We start from the raw sequence: 20,653 nt of genomic DNA, 5'->3' as shown, positions 1-20,653 counted from the left end.
TACAGGTGTGTATTAGAATGCATCCATCCATTCGAAGTCAGATGCGTATGCCAACTGCATGTTTTGCATGCTTCGGCTCACGTGTCATCGCTGGCGGGCCGCTGCGGCTTGCCGTGTTCGTTCGCTGTCTCCAGTTGGGGTAATTGTGAAGCGTCCCGGTCTTCCCGCATCGCCTGCGATGCGCCAGCAGTTCCATCGGCATGCCCGCCCCGCGCGTTTGCGCCGTGCCGCATTCGCCCTCGCGCTCACCGGTCTCGTCACGCTCGCCGCGTGCTCGAAGAAAGAAGCAGTTGCACCCACGCCGCGCCCGGTCGTCGCCGTCGCTGTCCATACGGACGGCAGCGCGACAGCCGCAGCGTCGTTGCCGGGCGAGGTGCAGGCGCGCTACGCCACACCGCTGTCGTTTCGTGTTGGCGGCAAGATCATCGAGCGTCGTGTCCGTTTGGGCGACGTGGTGAAGAACGGGCAAGTAGTCGCGCGGCTGGACCCGGCCGATGCCCAAAAGAATGCCGCCAGCGCGCAGGCTCAACTGGAAGCCGCGCAACACAGTCTCGTGTATGCGAAGCAGCAACTCGATCGTGATCAGGCTCAGGCCAAAGAAAATCTGATCGCGCCCGCTCAGCTCGAACAGACCACCAACGCCTACGCGTCGGCCGCGGCGCAACGCGACCAGGCCGCGCAGCAGGCGGCGTTGTCGAAAGACCAGTTGCAATACACCACGCTGATTGCCGATCACGCCGGGGTGATCACCGCCGAACAGGCCGACACCGGCCAGAACGTGTCGGCAGGCCAGGCCGTCTACAACCTTGCATGGAGCGGCGATATCGACGTGGTCTGCGACGTGCCGGAAAGCGCGCTCGCCGCGCTCTCGATCGGGCAGACCGCGAAAATTACGCTGGCCGCGCTGCCGGGCCGCAGCTTTACCGCGCGCGTGCGCGAACTGTCGCCTGCCGCCGATCCGCAAAGCCGTACCTATCGTGCGAGGCTCACGCTTGAGAATGCCGGCCCGGACGTGCGTCTGGGCATGACTGCCGACATCGCGCTCGCCACATCCACGCCCTCCAGTTCGTCTGCGAGTCCAGGCACAGCCTTCACCGTCGCGGCCACCGCCCTGTTTCACGACGGCACGCAGCCGGCCGTGTGGGTAGTGCGTCCGGCGGATAACGCGCCCGGAGCCGGTACGCCCGCCGCCGGCACGTCAGGCGTCGGTACGCTGGAACTGCGACGCGTGACAGTCACCCGCTATAACGAGCGCACCATCGTGATCGGCGAGGGGCTCAAGGACGGTGAACGCGTCGTACTGCAAGGCGTGCATACCGTGACTGCCGGCGAAAAAGTCCGCGTGATCCCGCCGCTGCATCCCGAGGATTTCGCTTCATGAGCACTACGCATGAAGAGGGACGCTTCAACCTGTCCGCATGGGCGCTGCGCCATCAGGCGCTGGTCGTCTTCCTGATCGCGCTCGCGACCGCCTTCGGCGTTCTCGCCTATACCCGCCTCGCCCAATCCGAAGACCCGCCCTTCACTTTCCGCGTCATGGTGATCCGTACCTTCTGGCCGGGCGCCACCGCGCGCCAGGTCCAGGAACAGGTCACCGACCGCATCGGCCGGAAATTGCAGGAAACGCCCGCCATCGATTTCGTGCGCAGTTACTCGCGGCCCGGCGAATCGCTGATGTTCTTCTCGATGAAAGACTCGGCGCCGGTCAAGGACGTACCCGAAACCTGGTACCAGGTGCGCAAGAAAGTCGGTGATATCGCGGCGACCTTGCCGCCGGGCATTCAAGGCCCGTTCTTCAACGACGAATTCGGCGACGTCTACACCAACATCTACACCCTCGAGGGCGACGGTTTTTCCGCCGCGCAACTGCACGATTACGCGGACCAGTTGCGCACCGTGCTGCTGCGTGTGCCGGGTGTCGGCAAGGTCGACTATTTCGGCGATCCGGATCAGCACATCTACATCGAGATCGCCAATACGCAACTTACGCGCCTCGGCATCTCGCCGCAGCAGCTGGGCCAGGCCATCAACTCGCAGAACAGCATCTCGCCCGCAGGCACGCTGACCACCACCGACGACCGTGTGTTCGTGCGCCCCACCGGCCAGTTCAAGGACGTCAATGCGCTCGCCGACACGCTGATCCGCATCAACAACCGCTCGTTCCGTCTCGGCGACATCGCAACCATCAAGCGCGGTTACGACGATCCGGTCTCCACGCAAATGCGCTCGGGCGGCAAGGCGGTGCTTGGTATCGGCATCACCATGCAGCCGGGCGGCGACGTGATTCGGCTGGGCAAAGCACTCGATCAGGAAACGGTCAAACTACGGAGCTACCTGCCCGCCGGCTTGCACCTGGTCGAAGTATCGAGCATGCCGAACGCGGTCGCGCATTCCGTCGACGATTTCCTCGAAGCCGTCGCCGAGGCGATTGCGATCGTGCTGGTTGTCAGCCTGCTGTCCTTAGGTGTGCGCACCGGCATGGTGGTCGTGATCTCGATACCCGTCGTGCTCGCCGTCACGGCGCTGTGCATGTATCTGTTCGACATCGGGCTGCACAAGGTATCGTTGGGCACACTGGTGCTGGCTTTGGGGCTCCTCGTGGACGACGCGATCATCGCGGTCGAAATGATGTCCGTGAAGCTCGAGCAAGGCTGGACCCGCACGCGCGCCGCAGCCTTTGCGTACACCAGCACCGCATTTCCGATGCTGACCGGAACGCTCGTGACCGTATCCGGTTTCCTGCCGATTGCATTGGCGAAGTCGAGCACGGGCGAATACACCCGTTCGATTTTCGAGGTCTCGGCCATCGCGCTGATCGCGTCCTGGTTCGCGGCCGTGGTGCTGATTCCCTTACTCGGCTATCACATGCTGCCGGAGCGCAAGCGCCAGGCACACGAAGCCGAGGATCACGAACACGACATCTACGACACGCGCTTCTATACGCGGCTGCGTGGCTGGATTGGCTGGTGCATCGAGCGGCGCTTCGTGGTGCTGAACATCACTGTTGTGCTGTTTGTTCTGGCGATGGCAGGCTTCACGCTGGTGCCGCAGCAGTTCTTCCCGAGTTCGGATCGTCCCGAGTTGCTGGTCGACGTGCGCCTGCCTGAAGGTGCGTCTTTCGAAGCGACGTTGCGGCAGGCGGAGCGGCTGGAGAAAGTACTGGTAGGCCGTCCGGAAATCGACCATACGGTGAACTTCGTCGGCACCGGCGCGCCGCGCTTTTATCTGCCGCTCGATCAGCAGTTACCGCAACCGAATTTCGCGCAGTTCGTGATCACGGCGAAATCCGTGAAGGATCGCGAGAAGCTCGCGCAATGGCTCGAACCGGAATTGCGCAACAACTTTCCGGCGATCCGCACCCGCCTCTCGCGCCTCGAAAATGGGCCACCGGTCGGCTATCCCGTGCAGTTCCGCGTGAGCGGCGACGATATCGCCACCGTGCGCTCGATCGCCGAGCGCGTTGCCGCGACCCTGCGCGCCGACGGCGGCACCCGCAACGTCCAGTTCGACTGGGACGAGCCTGCCGAGCGCTCGGTGCGCTTCGAGGTCGATCAGAAGAAGGCTCGCGAACTCGGGGTGAGTTCGGAAGACATTTCGAGCTTCCTCGCCATGACGCTTTCCGGTTACACCGTCACGCAGTATCGCGAGCGCGACAAGCTGATCAGCGTCGATCTGCGCGCGCCCAAAGCGGAACGCGTCGACCCCTCGAAGCTCCTCACGCTGGCGATGCCGACGCCGAACGGCCCGGTGCCGCTCGGCACGCTCGGTCATCTGCGCAACGACCTCGAGTACGGCGTGATCTGGGAACGCGACCGGCAACCCACCATCACCGTGCAGTCCGACGTCGCGCCAGGCGCGCAAGGGATCGACGTCACGCATGCGGTCGACAAAGCGCTGAGCCCGCTTCGCGCCACGTTGCCGGTCGGCTACCGGATCGAAATTGGCGGCTCGGTCGAGGAAAGCGGCAAGGGGCAGACATCGATCAACGCGCAGATGCCGATCATGATCATCGCCGTGCTGACGCTCCTGATGATCCAGTTGCAGAGTTTCGCGCGTGTGCTGATGGTGGTGCTGACCGCGCCGCTCGGCCTGATCGGCGTGGTCGCCACGCTCCTGCTGTTCGGCCAGCCGTTCGGCTTCGTCGCGATGCTCGGGGTAATTGCCATGTTCGGCATCATCATGCGCAACTCGGTGATTCTGGTCGATCAGATCGAACAGGACATTGCGGCCGGGCATAAGCGCTTCGACGCGATCGTCGGCGCGACCGTACGGCGCTTCCGGCCGATCACGCTGACTGCGGCAGCCGCCGTGCTCGCGCTGATTCCGCTGCTGCGCTCCAACTTCTTCGGCCCGATGGCCACCGCGCTGATGGGCGGCATTACGAGCGCGACCATCCTTACGCTGTTCTATCTGCCGGCCCTGTACGCGATGTCGTTCAGAGTGCGAAGCGACGAGCGCGAGCCACCGGCGCCGTCCGGCACGACGCATACGGGGAACTGAGATCATGGCTACTTTCGCATTCCCTCGACATGTGCGCGTGACGCTTCTCAGCGGCGCCGCGCTGACCCTTGCCGCCTGCTCGTTCGGCCCGAACGGCGAGCCGCCCGCGATGCCGCAGCCGGCCCATTACGGCGCAGAAGCGCAGCCGACGCAAACCGTGCCCGCAAAGGGCGTCACCCAGCAATTCGTGGTGGGCGCGAAGCCCGTGCCCGAATGGTGGAAGCTCTATCAATCGGAGGGGTTGAACGCCCTCGTCGACGAAGGCTTGCGCAACAGCCCGACGCTTGCCGCGACCGACAAGAGCCTCGCGGCCGCCCGCGAGCAACTGCGCGCGCAAATCGGCAGTTCGATGCTGCCGACCGTCGACCTGGGCGGCCAGGCCACCCGCAACCGCGCGCTGGCGATCCCCGAGGCCGGGCCGAATACGTTCCTCTACAACGTCTTCGTGGGCCAATTGCAGGCGCACTACACGTTCGACCTGTTCGGCGCTTCGCGCCTTGCCGATGCCGCGCTCGCCGCGCGCGTGAACGTGCAGGCCTACCAGTTCGACGCCGCGCGCCGCGCGCTGGCCGCCAACATCGTGACGGCGGCGATCACCAGTGCGGCGTTGCGTGCGCAGATCGACACGACCGAACGGCTCGTGACGCTCGCCAACGACCAGGCACGCGACACGCAACGGCGCTACGCATTGGGCGCGGTCTCGCACGCCGATCAGTTGAGCGCGCAACAAAGCGCGGCGAGCCTGTCGGCAAGTTTGCCGGGTTTGAAGCAGCAATGGCTGACCACCCGTCATGCCCTTGCGGTGCTGCTTGGCCGCACGCCGGACGCCGCGCCGGACGACCTCGACCTTGCGCAACTGCATGTGCCTGAGCAGGTACCGGTCGTGGTGCCATCCGAATTGCTGCGCAGCCGGCCCGACATTCAGGCTGCGGATGCGGCGCTGAAGGCCGCGGCGGCCGATGTCGGCGTTGCGACGGCGCAGATGTTCCCGAGTCTCTCGCTGAGTGCGTCGATGGGACAAGGCGGCTTTAGCTGGCCGGTCGCGTTGTCCGGCGCGGGAGCGATCTGGAGTATTGGCGCGTCGTTGTCGCAACCGCTGTTTCACGGCGGCGCCCTGTTCGCCCAGCGCCGCGCGGCGATCGACACATATGACGCCACGGTTTCGCAGTACAAGCAGACTGTGCTGAGCGCCTTCCAGAACGTCGCTGACACGCTTGCAGCGTTACAGCACGACACGCAAGCGCTCGACGCCGCGAACATTGCCGCACGCTCCGCGCAGGGGATTTTCGACGAAACATCGGGACGCTACCGGCTAGGCGCGTTACCGATCGCATCGACGCGTTCGAGCGAGCAGCAGTTCCGCAACGCGCAGCTCGATGAGATCCGCTACATGGGCGCGCGGCTCACGGACACGGCGGCTTTATTCCAGGCGATGGGCAATCCACCGGTCGAATCAGCGCCATCTGCTGCCGCGTCGGTGCCGGCGGTTCCTGCAACGAACGGGGGCGTTTCCAACTAAACCTGGGATTCCGTACGGATGGCGGCGGATTTATCCCCAGTTTATGTTGATGAGGCTGTTGACAACGTTCTGACAAGCGGGCTAACCCGTTGAGCGCGCGGGGTTTTCTGTTTGCGGTGCGGAATGAACCAGGGGGTGCTGAACAAGCAGCGTGTTGATGCCGAAGGCCGTTGGGAGGCCTCAACAAGCTGCAACGTTATCCCCAGTTTATGTGGAGAGGGTTGTTGATAACTACGGGGCTACGCCTTTAACTACTTGATGCAAATCGCTTTATTACGCACGACATGGACCGAGGCAGCGTCGATCGCCCGCAAGAATAACAAGGAAGGGGGTTTGGTGAAGGGAGGCCTTATCCACAGATTTTGTGGAGAGGCTTGTTGATAACACCTGGACATCCGGCGTAAGTACTTGAGTGCGCAACGAAATGGGGGGTAGACATTTCGGTAGCCCACCCACGCGCCGCGAGGTGAAGTACCGTTCGGCGCGCGCAGCGCCGCCGGAAGAATGACGCCCTTGTCACTAACGCGGAGTGTGCGAGAACACAGATTCCAGGTGCACCACTACCGTGGCTGCGCGGGGGACCCGCTTATGAGCTAGCGGGGTGAGCCGCTTTCTTTGCTTATCTTTCTTTGCGGCGGCAAAGAAAGTAAGTGCCGCCCCGCACAGGGGCAACGCTAATAGACCACTAACAATTCAAGGAAAGGCCAACAACAAAAAAAAACCGCTAATAAACCCCAGCCTCCCCAACAGGCCGATTCTTAAACCTCTTATGCACCCAATAATATTGATCAGGAATCCGTCGCACTTGCGTTTCCAGAAACTCCGTAATCCGCCGGGCGTCAACCGAAACATCATCCGAAGGAAAATCACTTAACGCATCAAAGATAGTGAGCTTATACCCACGATACCCCGGCAAAACCTCAGTCACAAACGGCACCACCCGCGCATTCCCCGCCCGCGCCATCCGCGACACCGAAGTCAGCGTACAAGCCGGCACGCCAAAAAACGGCACAAACACTGAATCCCGCAACCCAAAATCCATATCGGCAGCCAGCATCACCGGCTTGCCCTCGCGTAGCACACGCAAGGCGCGCCGCACACTATCGCTACGCGGAATCATCTCCGTGCCGAAGCGCCCACGCTGGCGCTTGGCCATCGCGTCAAGCAGCAGATTCGACATCGGGGTATACAGCGACGCAACCGGATGCCGCGTCGAATACATCATGCAGCCCGCCTCGATACCGACAAAATGGAAACCGACAAAAATCGTCGGCTTCCCTTGCATGTCGGTGAGGTCGATCGCGCTCTCCACTTCGACAAGGCGCGCCAGCGACCGCGCATTACCGAACCACTGCGGGCCGCGTTCGACATAACTACGGATGACATGACAGAAATGCGCGCGCGCGAGGCGTTCACGCGCCTCGTCGCTCATGTCGGGGAAACACAGCCTCAGATTGGTGTGCACAACGCGCCGGCGTGCGCTCGGAATCCGGTACAGCAATGCACCGATGCCCGTGCCGATACGCGCGACAATGCCGTATGGCAGGAGAGCGAACGCACGCAGCAGACCTGTCATCAGGAAGATGAGTATTCGACTTTTCAAGAGGCAACAGCCCGGTGGATGCAGAGTGATAAACACACCGGCCGCTGCAACCTGACGGCTGCCCACGGGCGAAGTGGCATGTGCGCGCGTCAAACGGGTCTGGTGCGGCGCGACTTTCGAGGGCGGACGCCCCACTCGCGGCTAGACGCAGCAGTGCTGGAGGCCGAAACCGCTTCGGAATCGGGCGTCCGTATAGGGCCAGTCTGAAAACATTCGCAGGCGTGATTAAAACACACTGCGCAGGGGTGGGAACAAAATCTGCGGGCGGGGTTCACCCGAATAGCGCCCTGGATCCGCGCCGGGCAGCGCAGAGCCACAATTTCGCCATCCTTTCTAAAACTTGCGCGTGCGGCTCCCGGTAAGCCGCACACGTCCGCCACCCCCTTAAGCGCCCTCCGAAGGACGTCCCCTTCGGAGACTGGGAAATATCAAGGTTTGTTGGTCTCGAACAAATCCATGATCTGCTTTTTCTCATTCGACGAGACGCTCGGCACCGCCGGCGGTGTCATACCCGCCGGCCCGACGCCGCCGACCGCGTCGCTCGCGCCCGCGGTCGGATTCGCCGAATCGAGACCGATACTCGCCACAAACCCGTTGCCCGGCGTCATGTCCGTATAGAACAACTCGCCGTCGACCGAGGTCACGCCGTCCGGCTGAGCCGGCTCGCCTTGCGGCACACCGCGCAGCGCGCGCTGCATGTACTCGACCCAGATCGGCAACGCGAGCTGCGCACCGAACTCGCGGCTGCCAAGGCTCTTCGGCTGGTCGTAACCCATCCACGCCACCGCCACCAGCGATTGCTGGTAACCGGCGAACCAGCCGTCCTTCGCGTCGTTGGTCGTACCTGTCTTGCCCTGCAAGTCCGAACGATGCAGCACGTTGGTGCCCGCACCCGTGCCGGCCGTGGCCACCGAATGCAGCAGGCTGTTCATGATGTACGCGTTACGCGGCTCGAGCGTGCGCGGCGCATCGCGGCCGGCGGTCAGCGGCTGCGCTTTCGAGAGCGGCTCGCCGCGCGCATCCGTCACTTCGCTGATCAGATACGGATTGATGCGATAGCCGCCGTTTGCGAACACCGAGTAGGCACCCGCCGACTGCAGCGGCGTAACGAGGCCCGCGCCGAGCGCCATCGGCAGATACGGCGGGGTCTTGTCGGCGTCGAAACCAAAACGCTGCGTGACGAAATCCTGCGCGTACTTGGTGCCGATGAACGACAGGATGCGGATCGACACCAGGTTCTTCGACTTCTCCAGCGCGAGGCGAAGCGGCATCGGACCATCCGGCTGGTCGTCGTCCTTCGGCTCCCACGCGTCACCGCCCGGTGTGCTCGGCGGGAAGTACAGCGGCGCGTCGTTGATGATGGTGGCCGGTCCAAGCCCCTTGTCGAGCGCCGCCGAATAGATGAACGGCTTGAAGCTCGAACCCGGCTGGCGCCACGCCTGCGTGACGTGGTTGAACTTGTTCTTGTTGAAGTCGAAGCCGCCCACCAGCGCGCGAATTGCACCGTCCTGCGGCGTGAGCGAAACCAGCGCGCCCTCCACTTGCGGAAGCTGGGTGATTTGCCAGTTGCCCTTGTCGTCGGCGACGAGGCGCACGATCGAGCCCGGCCGGATCTTCGTGGCAGCCGTCGCGCGTGCGGAAAGGCCGCCGGCTGCAAAGCGCAGGCCGTCGCCGCTGATGGTCACTTCAGTGCCGTCGACCAGTTGCGCCTTCACCTGCTTCGGATTGGCATCCGTCACGACCGCTGCGATGATTTCGCCGTTGTCGGGGTGATCGGTGAGCGCGTCGTCGATCGTCTGATCGCGGTCGTCGCCCGGCGCCGGCAATTGCACGAAACCTTCCGGTCCACGATAGCCGTGGCGCCGCTCGTAATCCATCACGCCCTTGCGCACGGCGCGATAGGCGGCGTCCTGGTCGGCGGAATCGATCGTCGTGGTGACGTTCAGGCCACGCGTATACGTTTCGTCCTTGTACTGCGCGTACATCATCTGGCGAACCATTTCGGCGATGTACTCAGCATGCACGCTGTATTCGTTGCCAGGATTGCGGGTGTGAATTTCTTCCTTGACCGCCTGATCGTACTGGTCCTGGCTGATGTATTTCAGCTCGAGCATGCGCTTCAGAATGTATTCCTGACGAATCTTCGCGCGTTTCGGATTGACCACCGGGTTATACGCGGACGGCGCTTTCGGCAAACCCGCCAGCATCGCGGCTTCGGCCAGCGTAATGTCTTTCAGATCCTTGCCGAAATACACGCGCGCGGCCGCGGCAAAACCGTAGGAGCGCTCACCCAGATAAATCTGGTTCATGTAGACCTCAAGGATCTGGTCCTTGGTCATTGCGCGCTCGATCTTGTACGCCAGCATCATTTCGTAGATCTTGCGTGTATAGGTCTTCTCGCTCGAGAGAAAGAAATTGCGCGCGACCTGCATCGTGATCGTGCTCGCCCCCTGCGAGGCGCCGCCATGCGTGATGTCGGAAATGCCCGCGCGCAGAATGCCGACGAAGTCGACGCCGCCGTGCTCATAGAAGCGATAGTCTTCGATCGCGAGCACGGCTTTCTTCATCTGGTCGGGAATGTCCTGGAAGCGCACGATGCTGCGCCGCTCCTCGCCGAACTCGCCGATCAGCACGTGGTCCGCGGTGTAGACCCGCAACGGCACTTTCGGACGGTAGTCCGTCAGCGCGTCGAGCGAGGGGAGCTGCGGCCCCATCACGACGAGCGCGTAACCGACGATCAGCGCGCCCACCACGGCGATGGTCGCCAGCAGGCCGACAAACCAGATGACGATGGTCGCGCCGATCGAGCGCCGGCCAGCTTCGGCGTCGCGCGAAGCAGCGTTGCGTCCTGGCGTGCGGTGGTAGGCGTCCCGGTCTTCACCAGCCGGAGAATTTGAAGAATGCGGTCGTTTGATGATTGGCATGACTGGAATAGTGGGCGCGTAACCGAACGCCTTGCTGCATGAGGCGCGCATGAGGCGCAAAACACCGCGCGGCCCTATGCCCCCGGGCGGCCGCACGGCACGCCCAGGACATCGTTCGGCGCAACGTAACAGCGCATTTTAAAGAAATCAGCTGCGGTCCAAGACAGTTTTTTTGTAAGAATTCCCTTCGCGCGGCGTCACGGCGGTAGATCGCGGCAGCCGGAGAAGCGCGCGGACACGGGTTCGGCGCAGGCCGCCGGGGTTATCAACAGAAATTGTTGAAAGGCCTGTGGACAAGCCCGCCGGAAACGCTACAACTCGTTGATGTCACGGGATTTTCATGTCGCGCCCGTTCCGCATCGGTGCAACTCGTCATATGATGGACTCGGCGCGCGGGTCGTCACCGATGCGCGCGCCGGCGTACGCCCGACACACGCTTTGAATCGCCAATGCCAACAAGTATGCGAGCCGACCATGAACAAGCCCAGCGAACGCATCGTCGTATTTGTCTCGCCCGCCCAGAAACGCGCGATCGCCGCCATCGCCGAAAACCTGGGCATTAGCGTCAGCGAACTGATGCGGCGCGCGGTATTGAGCTTCGGCGCGACCAGCGAGCAGGTGAAAGCGGCCGGCATCGTCGACCGGCTGCGCGCGCCACGCGCGCCGGACGCGCTCGACGCGGCGCTGCAGCGCGTCGCGCACGGTACGCGCAACGCACGGGCGGCGCTTGATGCAACCCAGCCAACCCGCCGCGGCAACGAATCCGCCGCGCCGGCAGACGCCGCGGCCGCATCGCATGCGGATGAATTGCTGGGCACCCCGGCGGGTGGAAGCCCCGGGCCGTTGCTGCCGGCCGGTGTATTGGCCGCGCTCACCGCTACCGCCGAGGAACGCGAAGCCGCCGCAGCAGCCGAAGCCGTGGCGCGTGTCACCGCTGCCAAAGCCGCAGCCGTTGCGGACTCGGCGCCGAAGCCGGACGATCCGGAAGCACAGGTGCGCAATGTGCTCAAACGCCCGCGCGTCAGCGCCGCACGGGACGAAGACGGCCCGCCAGGTGATCCGAGCACGGAAGGCGGCCGCTTCGCCTGAAGGGAAAATTTCACGATCGAACGACCTGACCCACCGCACATCGACGCGTTGCCACCGGCACGCCGCCCCTGTTCACATCCGCGACACTCGCCATGCGGACACTCAGCGCACGGACGCCCGTCGCACGGATGCCGGCCGCGCATAGAGTTAGCGCTTGTGTCATCGCGCCCTTTAAGGCGGTTTTAAGAGAGTGCGTGGTGTAATATCCGCGAGCGGCTAAATGATCGGTCGCGCGTTTTAACAGTTGCGGCTATGGGTAAATCGGTTTCAAAACGTAAATTTACCGCACCGCTATTGCAATCGGCGAGTGCGCCCCGAACTCCGGTCCGAACGTTGCGCAGCTTCTCGCGCAGCGGCGTAAAGTAGCATTGGAAAGCATTTAAAGCGCGTGGGAATTATTCAGCGCCGATTTCATTCTTTGGAGGTTTTCATGTCGCTTTTTGACAGCATTTCACGCACGCTTAAAGGTCTCCTGAACGACGCAGCCGATTCCGTACAGGACCCGTCGCGCGATTCACGCCAGATCGTGCGCGAACTCGACGACAGCATCGCTAAAGCCGAGAACTCGCTGATCGAGATTCAGGCACAGGTCGCCACGCAGCAAAGCAAGCGCGACGTTGCCGCCGACAAGGCGAAGAAGTACGAAGACGGCGCGAAGCGCGCGCTGCAATCCGGCGACGAAACGCTCGCGCGCGAAGCCCTCGGCGCGCAAGCCACGGCCGAAGCCGAACGCGATGCGCTGGCGAAGGAACTGACCACGCTGGAGCCGTCGGTTGCGCAACTGAAGAGCCAGATCGACGACATGCGTGGCCGTCGTAACGACCTGAACGCGCGCTCGAACATTCTGCAAGCCAAGCAGCAGATCGCTCAGGCTAAAGATGTGGCAGCCACCGCGTTGGGCGGTATCGGCGGCAAGAATCTGTCTGAAGATTTCCAGAAGCTGGAAGACAAGGTTGCGTTGTCGAATGCCCGTTCGGACGCGCGCCTGAATTCGGCCGATGTGAAGAGCGGCAAGGCGCTTGACGACAAGCTCGCGGATCTGAACCGCGGCCCGTCCGTTGAAGATCGTCTCGAAGCGTTGAAGAAGCAGATCAATACGCCGGCTCAGTAATCGCAACAGCAGTAAATACCGGCTGCAGTGACACACGCAGCCGGTATGCCGGCCACCGGTATCGACTGAAGGAGACGGGTGCATCGCACCCGGTCCGCAAATGAAAAAATTTCTCGCAAGCACATTCGCCTCACTGCTGTTCGTGTCGGCTGCGGCGTTCGCCGTACCGACGGTCCAGCAGATCGAATCCGCCATGTCGCAAGGCAACTGGCAGCAAGCCGATGCCGGTTTGAGCGAAGTCCTGCAGGCGCATCCGAACAATGCTCGCGCGCACTATCTGTACAGCCAGGTGCTCGATCGCGAAGGCCGCTATGCCGACGCCCTCGCCCAGGTGCAACAGGCCAAGACACTCGACCCGCAAATCCGCTTCACCGATCCGACGCGTTTCGCGCAAACCGAAGCACGAATCCGGAAAGACGCGGAGCGTGCCGGCGGCAACACCACGAGCCGCGCGGCCAACCCGTTCGTACAACAGAATTCGCCGGCCGTCATGCAGCAATCCGCCATGGTGCCGCAAGCGCCGCAACGGCATGGCCCAGGCATCGGCATGTGGATCGGCATCGTTCTGCTGATCGGCGTGATCGCGCTGGTGTTGCGCTGGACCTTGCGGCGCGCCCGCTCGCAAGACGATTCGCGCGCCGACGACGATCGTCGCGTGCAACTCAAGCGCGCGACCGAAATGCTCAACGCCGTGCGTTCGCTGAAGCTAGACGTGAAGCTCTCCACCGCGCAAGGTCATGAGGCGCTGGAAAAGGAAGTCGAATCGACCGAAGAGCAGTTGCGTGGTGTCGTCGAAACGCTGTCGAACGGCAAGAATCCGGTGCCGCCGTATCAGCTCGACGAACTGGAGCAGCGCATCGGCAGCATGCGCGCCCGGGCCGAGGGGCGGCCCGATCCGTATGCCGCGCCGGCTGCCGGCACGCAGCAGTCGCCCTATGCGCAGGAGGCCGAGCGCTTCGGCAACCCGCCGCAGCCCTATCCGCAGCAAGGACCGTATCAGCAGCAGCCGCAGGTCATCGTGCAACAAGGCGGCGGTGGCTTCGGTGGCGGCATGGGTGGTCTGCTGACCGGCGTGCTGCTCGGCGAGGCACTGAACTCCGGGCGTGAGCGCGTCGTGGAGCGTGACGTGATTGTCGATGACGAAACACGCCGCCGCGGCGGTGACGGCGGCAATGGCGGCGGCCTCGACTTCGGCCAGGGCTCGAACGACTGGAACGACAACAGCGGCGGTGGCGTCGACCTCGGCAGTAACGACGATTCCAGCAACTGGAGCGATACCTGAGAAATTCAGCGCCGCTTGAGATCTCGTCAAGCGAACCTCAATTGATCACGCCGCAATGAAAACGGGCTCCTGCATGGAGCCCGTTTTTTATGCCGATTCCCTCTTCTTCAGGCTCTGCCTGACGCAAACGCCCTCGCCGGCTCATGCTGCGCCAGCAGCACCGACCCCGCGAACAGCCGGACGATGAAGCGCTCCGCATACGCGATCAGCGCCTCCCGGCGCGCGCTATTCCCCTCGATGTACTCCGCCGACAGATGAAACAGCTGCAGCACGATCTGCGTGCAGACTTCGTCGACGGTGACGCGGGCAAGCGTTGGCATCAACTCCAGTTGCACGACGTCGTCCGCCATTTCCGCCGACACCTCGTGGAGATTTGCCCGTACCGCTTCGCGCAACGCCCGCGAGGTGCCGTGATACTCCACCAGCGCGCTCAGAAACGCTTCGCGATTCTCCAGCGCAAACGCAAAGAACGCCACACACGCGCGACGCGGTACGCTTTGCGGCTCGTCGTGCGCGGCCAGCCAGCGCTCGCGCCGCAGCATCGGCCGCAAGCGGCGGCTGACCGATTCCACCGCCTCGCGCGCCAGGTCGTCGAGCGTATCGAAGTGCCGGTAGAACGTGTTGGGATTCAACTCCGCCTCGCGCGCCAGTTCGCGCAAACCCAGGCTTGCAAAGCTGCGCCCGCCCGCGGTCAGACGCAACGCGGCTTCGATCAGTTTGCGCTTGCCGGGCGGCAGGTCCTGCCCGGCCGCAGCGCCGTGGTCGGCGGCGGGGGCCGCTTCGGGTACGGAATTCATGAGCTTTCAGTCAGAGCGTGGCTCGCGCGTTTAATAGTCGTACTCTAAACGATCTTGACGCGAAGTGTACAGTTGTCTACCCTGCGCCTTATGCGGGTGTAGACATATGTAGACACCCTGATTCTGTCTACCCTGGAGACCCGCCGTGACGCCTGCCGCATCCGCCCGACCCGCCACACCGCGCATTGCCATTGTCGGTAGCGGATTTGCGGGCATCGGCATGGCGATCCGTCTCCTGCAGATGGGCATCACGTCGTTCACGATTTACGAGGCAGCCGGCGATATTGGCGGCACGTGGCGCGATAACACCTATCCCGGCGCGGCTTGCGACGTGCCGTCCCATCTGTATTCGTTCTCGTTCGAACCCAATCCGGCGTGGTCGCGCGCGTTTGGCGGCCAGGCGGAGATCTTCGCTTACCTCAAGCATTGCGTGCGCAAGTACGGCGTCGAGCGCTATGTGCGTTGCAATGCGGGCGTGGCCTCGGCCCGGTTCGACGAAGCGCGGCAAACGTGGCAAGTCGAAATCGACTCGAACGGCACACGCGAAAGCATCGAGGCCGATGTGGTGATCGCGGCGAGCGGTCCGCTATCGCGGCCGGCCATGCCGCAGATCGCGGGGCTCGAACGCTTCGAAGGCAAGCTGTTTCATTCCGCGCGCTGGGACCACCACTATCCGCTCGAAGGCAAGCGCGTCGCGGTAATCGGGACCGGCGCCAGCGCCATCCAGTTCGTGCCGCAGATTCAGCCACGTGTCGCACAACTCGAACTGTTCCAGCGTACCGCGCCGTGGATCATGCCCAAGCCGGACAAACCCGTCGGCCCTCGCGCGCGCTGGTTGTTCCGCCATCTGCCGTTCACGCAACGCTTCGTGCGCAACGCAATCTACTGGCAACTCGAATCGCGCGCGATCGCGTTCGTCGTCAATCCCAAGTTGATGAATTTCCCGATGAAGTTCGGCATGAGCTACCTGGAGCGGCGCGTCAAAGACCCCGCGCTGCGCGCCAAGGTGACGCCGAATTATCGGCTCGGCTGCAAGCGCGTGCTGCTTTCAAGCGATTACTATCCGGCGCTCGGTCAATCGAACGTCGAGGTGGTGACGACCGGCATCCGCGAAGTCGTCGCTGACGGCATCGTGACCGACGACGGCGCGCATCACCCAGCCGACGCGATCATCTGCGGCACGGGCTTTCAGGTCAACGACGTGGGCGCGCCGTTCGACGTGACAGGCCTCGAAGGCGCAGATCTCGGCGCGGCGTGGCTGCGCGACGGCCCGCAGGCCTACCTCGGCACCAGTGTCGCCAACTTCCCGAACTTCTTCATGATCGTCGGCCCGAACACCGGGCTCGGCCACAACTCGATGATCTACATGATCGAGTCGCAGGTGCAGTACATCGCCGATTGCCTGCGCGTCCTGCGCCAACGCAAGGCTCGCACCATGAACCTGCGGCCGGACGTCCAGCGCGATTTCAATGAGCGTCTGCAGAAGCAGATGCAACACTCCGTGTGGGTCAGCGGCTGCCATAGCTGGTATCAGACGAAGAGCGGCAAGGTCACCGCGTTGTGGCCCGGCTTCACATTCAGTTTTCGCAAACGCACGCGGCGTGTGCGGCCGCACGATTATCGCTTCGCGCCTTGAGGCAGCGTGCGGCAAGCGAAGGCCTGCATCGCGAGGCTGGGGCGGATGATGAGGCGATCTAACTCAAACTAAAGGGAGACAACAACCATGGCAAGCATCGAATCCGCGACGCCCGCATCAACCACACCACTGCCGCCCCGCTCGCTCGCCGCGCGACTCGGCATCACCAGCGTCTCGCGCGCCGAACTGCAGCGGCGTTATACGCAAAGCGGTTCGAAGTTCGTCAAGATCATGGGCGCCGACGTGCACTACGTCGATGAAGGCAGCGGCGACACGCTCGTGATGATTCACGGTTTCGCTTCTTCCTTGCATACGTGGAACCGCGTCGCGGACGAACTCAAGCGCGAGCACCGCGTGATCCGCCTCGACCTGCCGCCGTTCGGCGTAACCGGGCCGCTGCGCTTGAGCACCGGCGAAATCGAAACGATGAACCTGCCCACCTACCGGCGTTTCATCGATACGTTCATGCAGGCACTGGGCATCTCGCGCGCAACGCTGATTGGCAACTCGCTCGGCGGCCTGATTTCGTGGGACTACGCGGCGCGCCACCGCGAGGCCGTCGAACGGCTCGTACTGATCGACTCGGCGGGTTTTCCGATGAAGCTGCCGATTTACATCGGCCTCTTCAACAGCGCGCTGGTGCGAGTCAGTTCGCCGTGGTGGCTACCCGAAGTCATTATCAAGAGCGCCGTGCGCAACGTGTACGGCGATCCGCGCAAGATCGACGCGGTGACACTGCGGCGTTACGTCGAATTCTTCCACGGCGAAGGCACGCGCACGGCGATCGGCAAGATGGTGCCGACGCTCGACTTCAAGGACGTCGATACCGACGTGCTGAAGACGCTGAAGGTGCCGTCACTGGTGTTGTGGGGAGCAAAGGATCGCTGGATCCCGCCCGCGCACGCCGCCGAGTTTGCGAGCCGCATTCCCGGGGCAAAATCGCTGATGTATCCGGGACTCGGTCATATCCCGATGGAAGAAGCGCCCGAGCGCGTGATGACCGATCTGCGCGCGTTTCTCCACACGAGCGCCGCCGCAGCTCCGGTCGCTCAAGGCGTGCGCCCCGCGCCGGTCTGACCCTTCCTGCTTGCAGGCTGCGCGCTCAGCCGCCTCCGAGCAGGCGCAGCAGCCCCCAAAGAAATTTGCAGAGCATCACAATCAGCTCCCACAGATGATAGAACTGCTGCCAGCCTGAAACGCGTGCGAAGGAGTCGAGCATGGTTGGCGGGTAAGAGACGGATGGCGGTGTGAGTGGCGGCGGGTTCGCACGGCGAGTGCACATCATAACGACTGCGGGATACCCCGCATCAAGTCGACCGAAAGCGCGCCGTAAACACAGGGAGAAGACGCGGCATCCGCAACCGGTGACCGCGCTAATTGACCGCTACCCAACCGCGCCATCAAGGAGACCAGCATGACGCGTTTCAGCTTTCGCCGGGCCGGCCGTTCACAAACGGTCGTCGGCGATATAGCCGCGCAAGCGGGCAAACTGGGAATTGAAATCTGCGACGTATCGGGCCACGTCGAAGAAGTTGCCGCACGCGTGCAGCATCAGGCGCAGGTGTGCCGCGCGCTGCGCGAATCCGCCGCGCAGACGCTCGCGGGCAATCATCGCATTGCCACGGCTGCGCGCGCCATGCGCAGCGTGTCGGCCGGCGCTGCAACGGGTGTGCAGGAGTCGCAGCAGACGCTGGAGGCGTCGCTCGCCGACATCCACGGGCTGGTGGAAGGCGTGACGGTGATCGAAAGTCAGATTGGCGCGTTACGCAGCGCGTTGGCGCACGTGAGCCGCGTTTCCGAGGAAATTTCGCTGATTGCCCGCCAGACCCATTTGCTGGCGCTGAACGCCGCGATCGAAGCCGCGCGCGCCGGCGACTCCGGCAGGAGTTTCGCGGTGGTGGCGGCCGAGGTGAAGAACCTGTCGGCAAAGACCGCGCAAGCGACTGGCCAGATCGAAACGACGCTGGCGCAGCTCACTCAGCAGACCGAGCAGTTGATCAGCGAGGGCTCGGTGAACACGGCGCGCGCGCACCGGGTCCGCGAAGGCACCCGCAAGATCGGCGACGTCGTGCATGCGACGGGCGATGCGATTACGCAGCTCAACGACGAGGCTGGACAGATCGCCGCGTTGACCGGCGACATCGAGGCGCAATGCAACGGGCTTGAGGCGCAGGTGCTGGAGATGGCGAGCGGCGTCGAAGATTCGAGCGAGAACTTCGTGCAGGCGAAGGACAGGCTCGGGAATCTGCTTGGCGTATCCGAGACGCTGATCGAACTGACTGCGGCAACTGGTGTGGAGACGACGGATACACCGTTTATCGAAGCCGTGCAGCGGGCTGCGGCCGCGGTGAGCAAGGTGTTTGAGACGGCGGTCGCTCGTGGTGAAGTGTCGATTGAGGATCTGTTCGATCAGCACTATGTGCCCGTTGCCGGGAGCAATCCGGCGCAGTTCGTTACCCGGTTTACCGCTTTTACCGATCGGGTTTTGCCCGCTATTCAGGAGCCGTTGCTTGGGCTTGACCCACGCGTGGCGTTTTGTGCCGCAGTCGATGTGCGCGGCTATTTGCCTACGCACAATCTGAAGTTTTCTTTGGCGCAGTGCGAGGATGTGGTCTGGAATATGGCGAATTGCCGGAATCGGCGGATGTTCGACGATCGAACCGGGATTGCGGCTGCGTCGCATGTGAAGAAGTTTTTGCTGCAGACGTATCGGCGCGATATGGGCGGTGGGCAGTTTGTTTTGATGAAGGATGCGTCGGCGCCGGTGTTTGTTGCCGGGCGGCATTGGGGTGGGGTTCGGATTGGGTATAAGGTTTGATGAGGGAGGTTGCCTTCGCGGCGCTTTGGTTGTGGTTTTGGCCTTTCCTTGTTCTGGCTTGGCTGTGTTTTTGTGGTGTTGGCCTTTCCTTGTTGTGCTATTGGTTTATTAGTGTTGCCCCTGTGCGGGGCGGCACTGTAGTGGTCAAGTAAACCTGGACACCCCGAAAGGTGAATTCTAAAAAAGTGCAGCTTCGCATCGTGCCGGTGGCAGACCGTCTGCCGCTGAATGGATGCGCCTGTAGTTATAAAAGTCGTCGATGTAGGCCCCGATGTCGCGTTCCGCATATGCGTGGTCGGGGTACCCTTTATCGTCGATCCATTCGCTTTTGAGACTTCTAAAGAAGCGCTCCACCGGCGCGTTATCCCAGCAGTTCCCCTTTCTGCTCATGCTCTGGATGATGCCGTTTGCCTTCAGCTCGTTCACGAAGTGCGCGCTGGTGTACTGGCATCCCTGATCCGAGTGGAACATCAGGCCCGGTGGCGGCCGTCGATGCTCGCGCGCCTGCTGCAAAGCCCTGATAACCAGTACCGTATCGGGCAGTTGCGCAAACGCCCAGCCGACGATACGGCGTGAATACAGATCCATCACGATGGCCAGATAGGACCAGCCCTGAAGCGTTCTCACGTACGTAATATCGCCCGCCCATACCTGATTGATCGACGACGGCTCGAACCGACGCTCAAGCAGGTTGGGAGCCACCAGCGCTTCACCGTCAGTCTTGCGATAACGGTGCGTTCGTCGTCGCGCCACCGCCAGTTGTGCCTCGCGCATCAGCGATCGGGCACGGTAACGCCCGATCGCGTGGCCTCGCTGCTGCAAGGCCTGAGCCATTCTGCGACTGCCATAGCTGGCGCGGCTTTCGCCGTGAATTTCGCGCACCGCCTTGAGCAGCGCGGGCGCAGCAGCAACTCTGGCGGGCCGTGTGGAAACGGCGTAATAGCTGCTTCGAGGCACCTTCAGCAGCTCGCACATCACGCTCACCGGCCAGGCCTTCTTCAGCGAATGGATCACTTCGATGAGCGATCCATTTCCTTGACGAAGAAGGCCGTGGACTTTTTTAGGATCTCGCGCTCCCTTTCGAGCTCGATCACCCGCGCCTCCAGTTCCCGGATGCGTCGCTGGTCGGCCTTGACCTGAATCTCAGTGCGCGGCGGCTCAGCCTGTTCGGCCCGCCACTGCGCAACCCATCGCCGCAAGGCCGTGTCTCCTACGCCCAGCGCCTCACAGGCCTTGGAGAATGAATAGCCCTGGGCAACCACCAGTTGCACCGCTTCAGCCTTGAATTCGTCAGTTATGTTCCGTCTGCTCATCTCTCACCTCAGTTGGAGAATTATCCCCTTTAGAGGTGTCCAGGACCATTGGACCACTACA

The 20,653-nt window shown here is 62.9% G+C and carries 13 protein-coding genes; 9 read left to right on the top strand and 4 right to left on the bottom strand.

Translation table 11 applies throughout. From position 1 onward, the window contains the following. The first annotated feature begins 178 nt into the window (after positions 1-178). From BCY88_RS30145 to BCY88_RS30135, 3 genes are read left to right on the top strand one after another with little or no spacing between them, the layout of a single operon-like run. Positions 179-1,381: an efflux RND transporter periplasmic adaptor subunit gene (locus BCY88_RS30145; RefSeq protein WP_120347809.1), complete on the top strand. Its 1,203-nt coding sequence runs from the start codon at positions 179-181 to the stop codon at positions 1,379-1,381. After that, positions 1,378-4,500: an efflux RND transporter permease subunit gene (locus tag BCY88_RS30140; protein WP_120347808.1), complete on the top strand. Its 3,123-nt coding sequence runs from the start codon at positions 1,378-1,380 to the stop codon at positions 4,498-4,500. The genes BCY88_RS30145 and BCY88_RS30140 overlap by 4 nt, the downstream gene beginning before the upstream one ends. A 4-nt stretch (positions 4,501-4,504) precedes the next feature. Further along, positions 4,505-6,019 carry an efflux transporter outer membrane subunit gene (locus BCY88_RS30135; protein ID WP_120347807.1) on the top strand — a complete coding sequence of 505 codons (1,515 nt, stop codon included), beginning with the start codon at positions 4,505-4,507 and terminating at the stop codon, positions 6,017-6,019. 724 nt (positions 6,020-6,743) lie between these two features. Here the strand turns inward: BCY88_RS30135 and BCY88_RS30130 are convergent. Together BCY88_RS30130 and BCY88_RS30125 are read right to left on the bottom strand one after the other, a co-directional pair. After that, the gene (locus BCY88_RS30130; protein WP_259461557.1) at positions 6,744-7,595 is read right to left on the bottom strand and encodes a lipid A biosynthesis lauroyl acyltransferase; all 852 of its coding nucleotides are present in this window, start codon (positions 7,593-7,595) and stop codon (positions 6,744-6,746) included. 455 nt (positions 7,596-8,050) lie between these two features. Continuing rightward, the gene (locus BCY88_RS30125; RefSeq protein ID WP_120347846.1) at positions 8,051-10,546 is read right to left on the bottom strand and encodes a penicillin-binding protein 1A; all 2,496 of its coding nucleotides are present in this window, start codon (positions 10,544-10,546) and stop codon (positions 8,051-8,053) included. A 474-nt stretch (positions 10,547-11,020) separates the two neighbouring features. On the opposite strand from BCY88_RS30125, the gene BCY88_RS30120 reads away from it, so the two are divergent. The 3 genes from BCY88_RS30120 (at position 11,021) to BCY88_RS30110 (ending at position 14,028) form a co-directional block, all read left to right on the top strand. After that, positions 11,021-11,635 (top strand): MarR family transcriptional regulator, encoded by a 615-nt coding sequence (locus BCY88_RS30120; protein ID WP_120347806.1) that lies wholly within the window; start codon positions 11,021-11,023, stop codon positions 11,633-11,635. Between the two features lie 430 nt (positions 11,636-12,065). After that, a complete protein-coding gene (locus BCY88_RS30115) occupies positions 12,066-12,746 on the top strand; it encodes a PspA/IM30 family protein (RefSeq protein ID WP_120347805.1) in 681 nt (226 codons plus the stop codon). Positions 12,747-12,846: 100 nt separating this feature from the next. Then, on the top strand, positions 12,847-14,028 hold the full coding sequence (locus BCY88_RS30110; RefSeq protein ID WP_120347804.1) for a tetratricopeptide repeat protein: 1,182 nt from the start codon (positions 12,847-12,849) through the stop codon (positions 14,026-14,028). A 107-nt stretch (positions 14,029-14,135) separates the two neighbouring features. On the opposite strand, the gene BCY88_RS30105 is transcribed toward BCY88_RS30110, so the two are convergent. Further along, on the bottom strand, positions 14,136-14,825 hold the full coding sequence (locus tag BCY88_RS30105) for a TetR family transcriptional regulator (RefSeq protein ID WP_120347803.1): 690 nt from the start codon (positions 14,823-14,825) through the stop codon (positions 14,136-14,138). Positions 14,826-14,970: 145 nt separating this feature from the next. Here BCY88_RS30105 and BCY88_RS30100 point away from each other — a divergent pair, with 145 nt between their 5' ends. The 3 genes from BCY88_RS30100 to BCY88_RS30090 all read left to right on the top strand — a co-directional run bounded on the left by BCY88_RS30100 (position 14,971) and on the right by BCY88_RS30090 (position 19,279). Continuing rightward, positions 14,971-16,461: a flavin-containing monooxygenase gene (locus BCY88_RS30100; RefSeq protein ID WP_120347802.1), complete on the top strand. Its 1,491-nt coding sequence runs from the start codon at positions 14,971-14,973 to the stop codon at positions 16,459-16,461. A gap of 87 nt (positions 16,462-16,548) precedes the next feature. After that, positions 16,549-17,538 carry an alpha/beta fold hydrolase gene (locus BCY88_RS30095; protein ID WP_120347801.1) on the top strand — a complete coding sequence of 330 codons (990 nt, stop codon included), beginning with the start codon at positions 16,549-16,551 and terminating at the stop codon, positions 17,536-17,538. A 337-nt stretch (positions 17,539-17,875) separates the two neighbouring features. Then, entirely contained in the window at positions 17,876-19,279 is a 1,404-nt protein-coding gene (locus BCY88_RS30090; RefSeq protein ID WP_120347800.1) for a methyl-accepting chemotaxis protein, read from the top strand. Positions 19,280-19,456: 177 nt separating this feature from the next. Here BCY88_RS30090 and BCY88_RS30085 read toward each other — a convergent pair. After that, a protein-coding gene (locus tag BCY88_RS30085; protein ID WP_259461555.1) for an IS3 family transposase occupies positions 19,457-20,592 on the bottom strand; the annotation gives its coding sequence in 2 pieces (ribosomal slippage) (positions 19,457-20,334 and positions 20,334-20,592; 1,137 coding nt in all). Positions 20,593-20,653 lie beyond the last annotated feature (61 nt).

Source organism: Paraburkholderia fungorum, from assembly GCF_003610895.1.
GTDB classification, from domain to species: domain Bacteria; phylum Pseudomonadota; class Gammaproteobacteria; order Burkholderiales; family Burkholderiaceae; genus Paraburkholderia; species Paraburkholderia fungorum_B.
The sequence above is the reverse complement of the archived record's forward strand: the minus strand, read 5'-3'. Positions and strand labels throughout refer to the sequence as shown.

Bases quoted from the DNA above. Each gene is read 5' to 3' on its own strand.
- BCY88_RS30145 (WP_120347809.1), top strand. From the start codon at position 179: ATGCGCCAGCAGTTCCATCGGCATGCCCGCCCCGCGCGTTTGCGCCGT.
- BCY88_RS30140 (WP_120347808.1), top strand. From the start codon at position 1,378: ATGAGCACTACGCATGAAGAGGGACGCTTCAACCTGTCCGCATGGGCG.
- BCY88_RS30135 (WP_120347807.1), top strand. From the start codon at position 4,505: ATGGCTACTTTCGCATTCCCTCGACATGTGCGCGTGACGCTTCTCAGC.
- BCY88_RS30130 (WP_259461557.1), bottom strand. From the start codon at position 7,595: ATGACAGGTCTGCTGCGTGCGTTCGCTCTCCTGCCATACGGCATTGTC.
- BCY88_RS30125 (WP_120347846.1), bottom strand. From the start codon at position 10,546: ATGCCAATCATCAAACGACCGCATTCTTCAAATTCTCCGGCTGGTGAA.
- BCY88_RS30120 (WP_120347806.1), top strand. From the start codon at position 11,021: ATGAACAAGCCCAGCGAACGCATCGTCGTATTTGTCTCGCCCGCCCAG.
- BCY88_RS30115 (WP_120347805.1), top strand. From the start codon at position 12,066: ATGTCGCTTTTTGACAGCATTTCACGCACGCTTAAAGGTCTCCTGAAC.
- BCY88_RS30110 (WP_120347804.1), top strand. From the start codon at position 12,847: ATGAAAAAATTTCTCGCAAGCACATTCGCCTCACTGCTGTTCGTGTCG.
- BCY88_RS30105 (WP_120347803.1), bottom strand. From the start codon at position 14,825: ATGAATTCCGTACCCGAAGCGGCCCCCGCCGCCGACCACGGCGCTGCG.
- BCY88_RS30095 (WP_120347801.1), top strand. From the start codon at position 16,549: ATGGCAAGCATCGAATCCGCGACGCCCGCATCAACCACACCACTGCCG.
- BCY88_RS30090 (WP_120347800.1), top strand. From the start codon at position 17,876: ATGACGCGTTTCAGCTTTCGCCGGGCCGGCCGTTCACAAACGGTCGTC.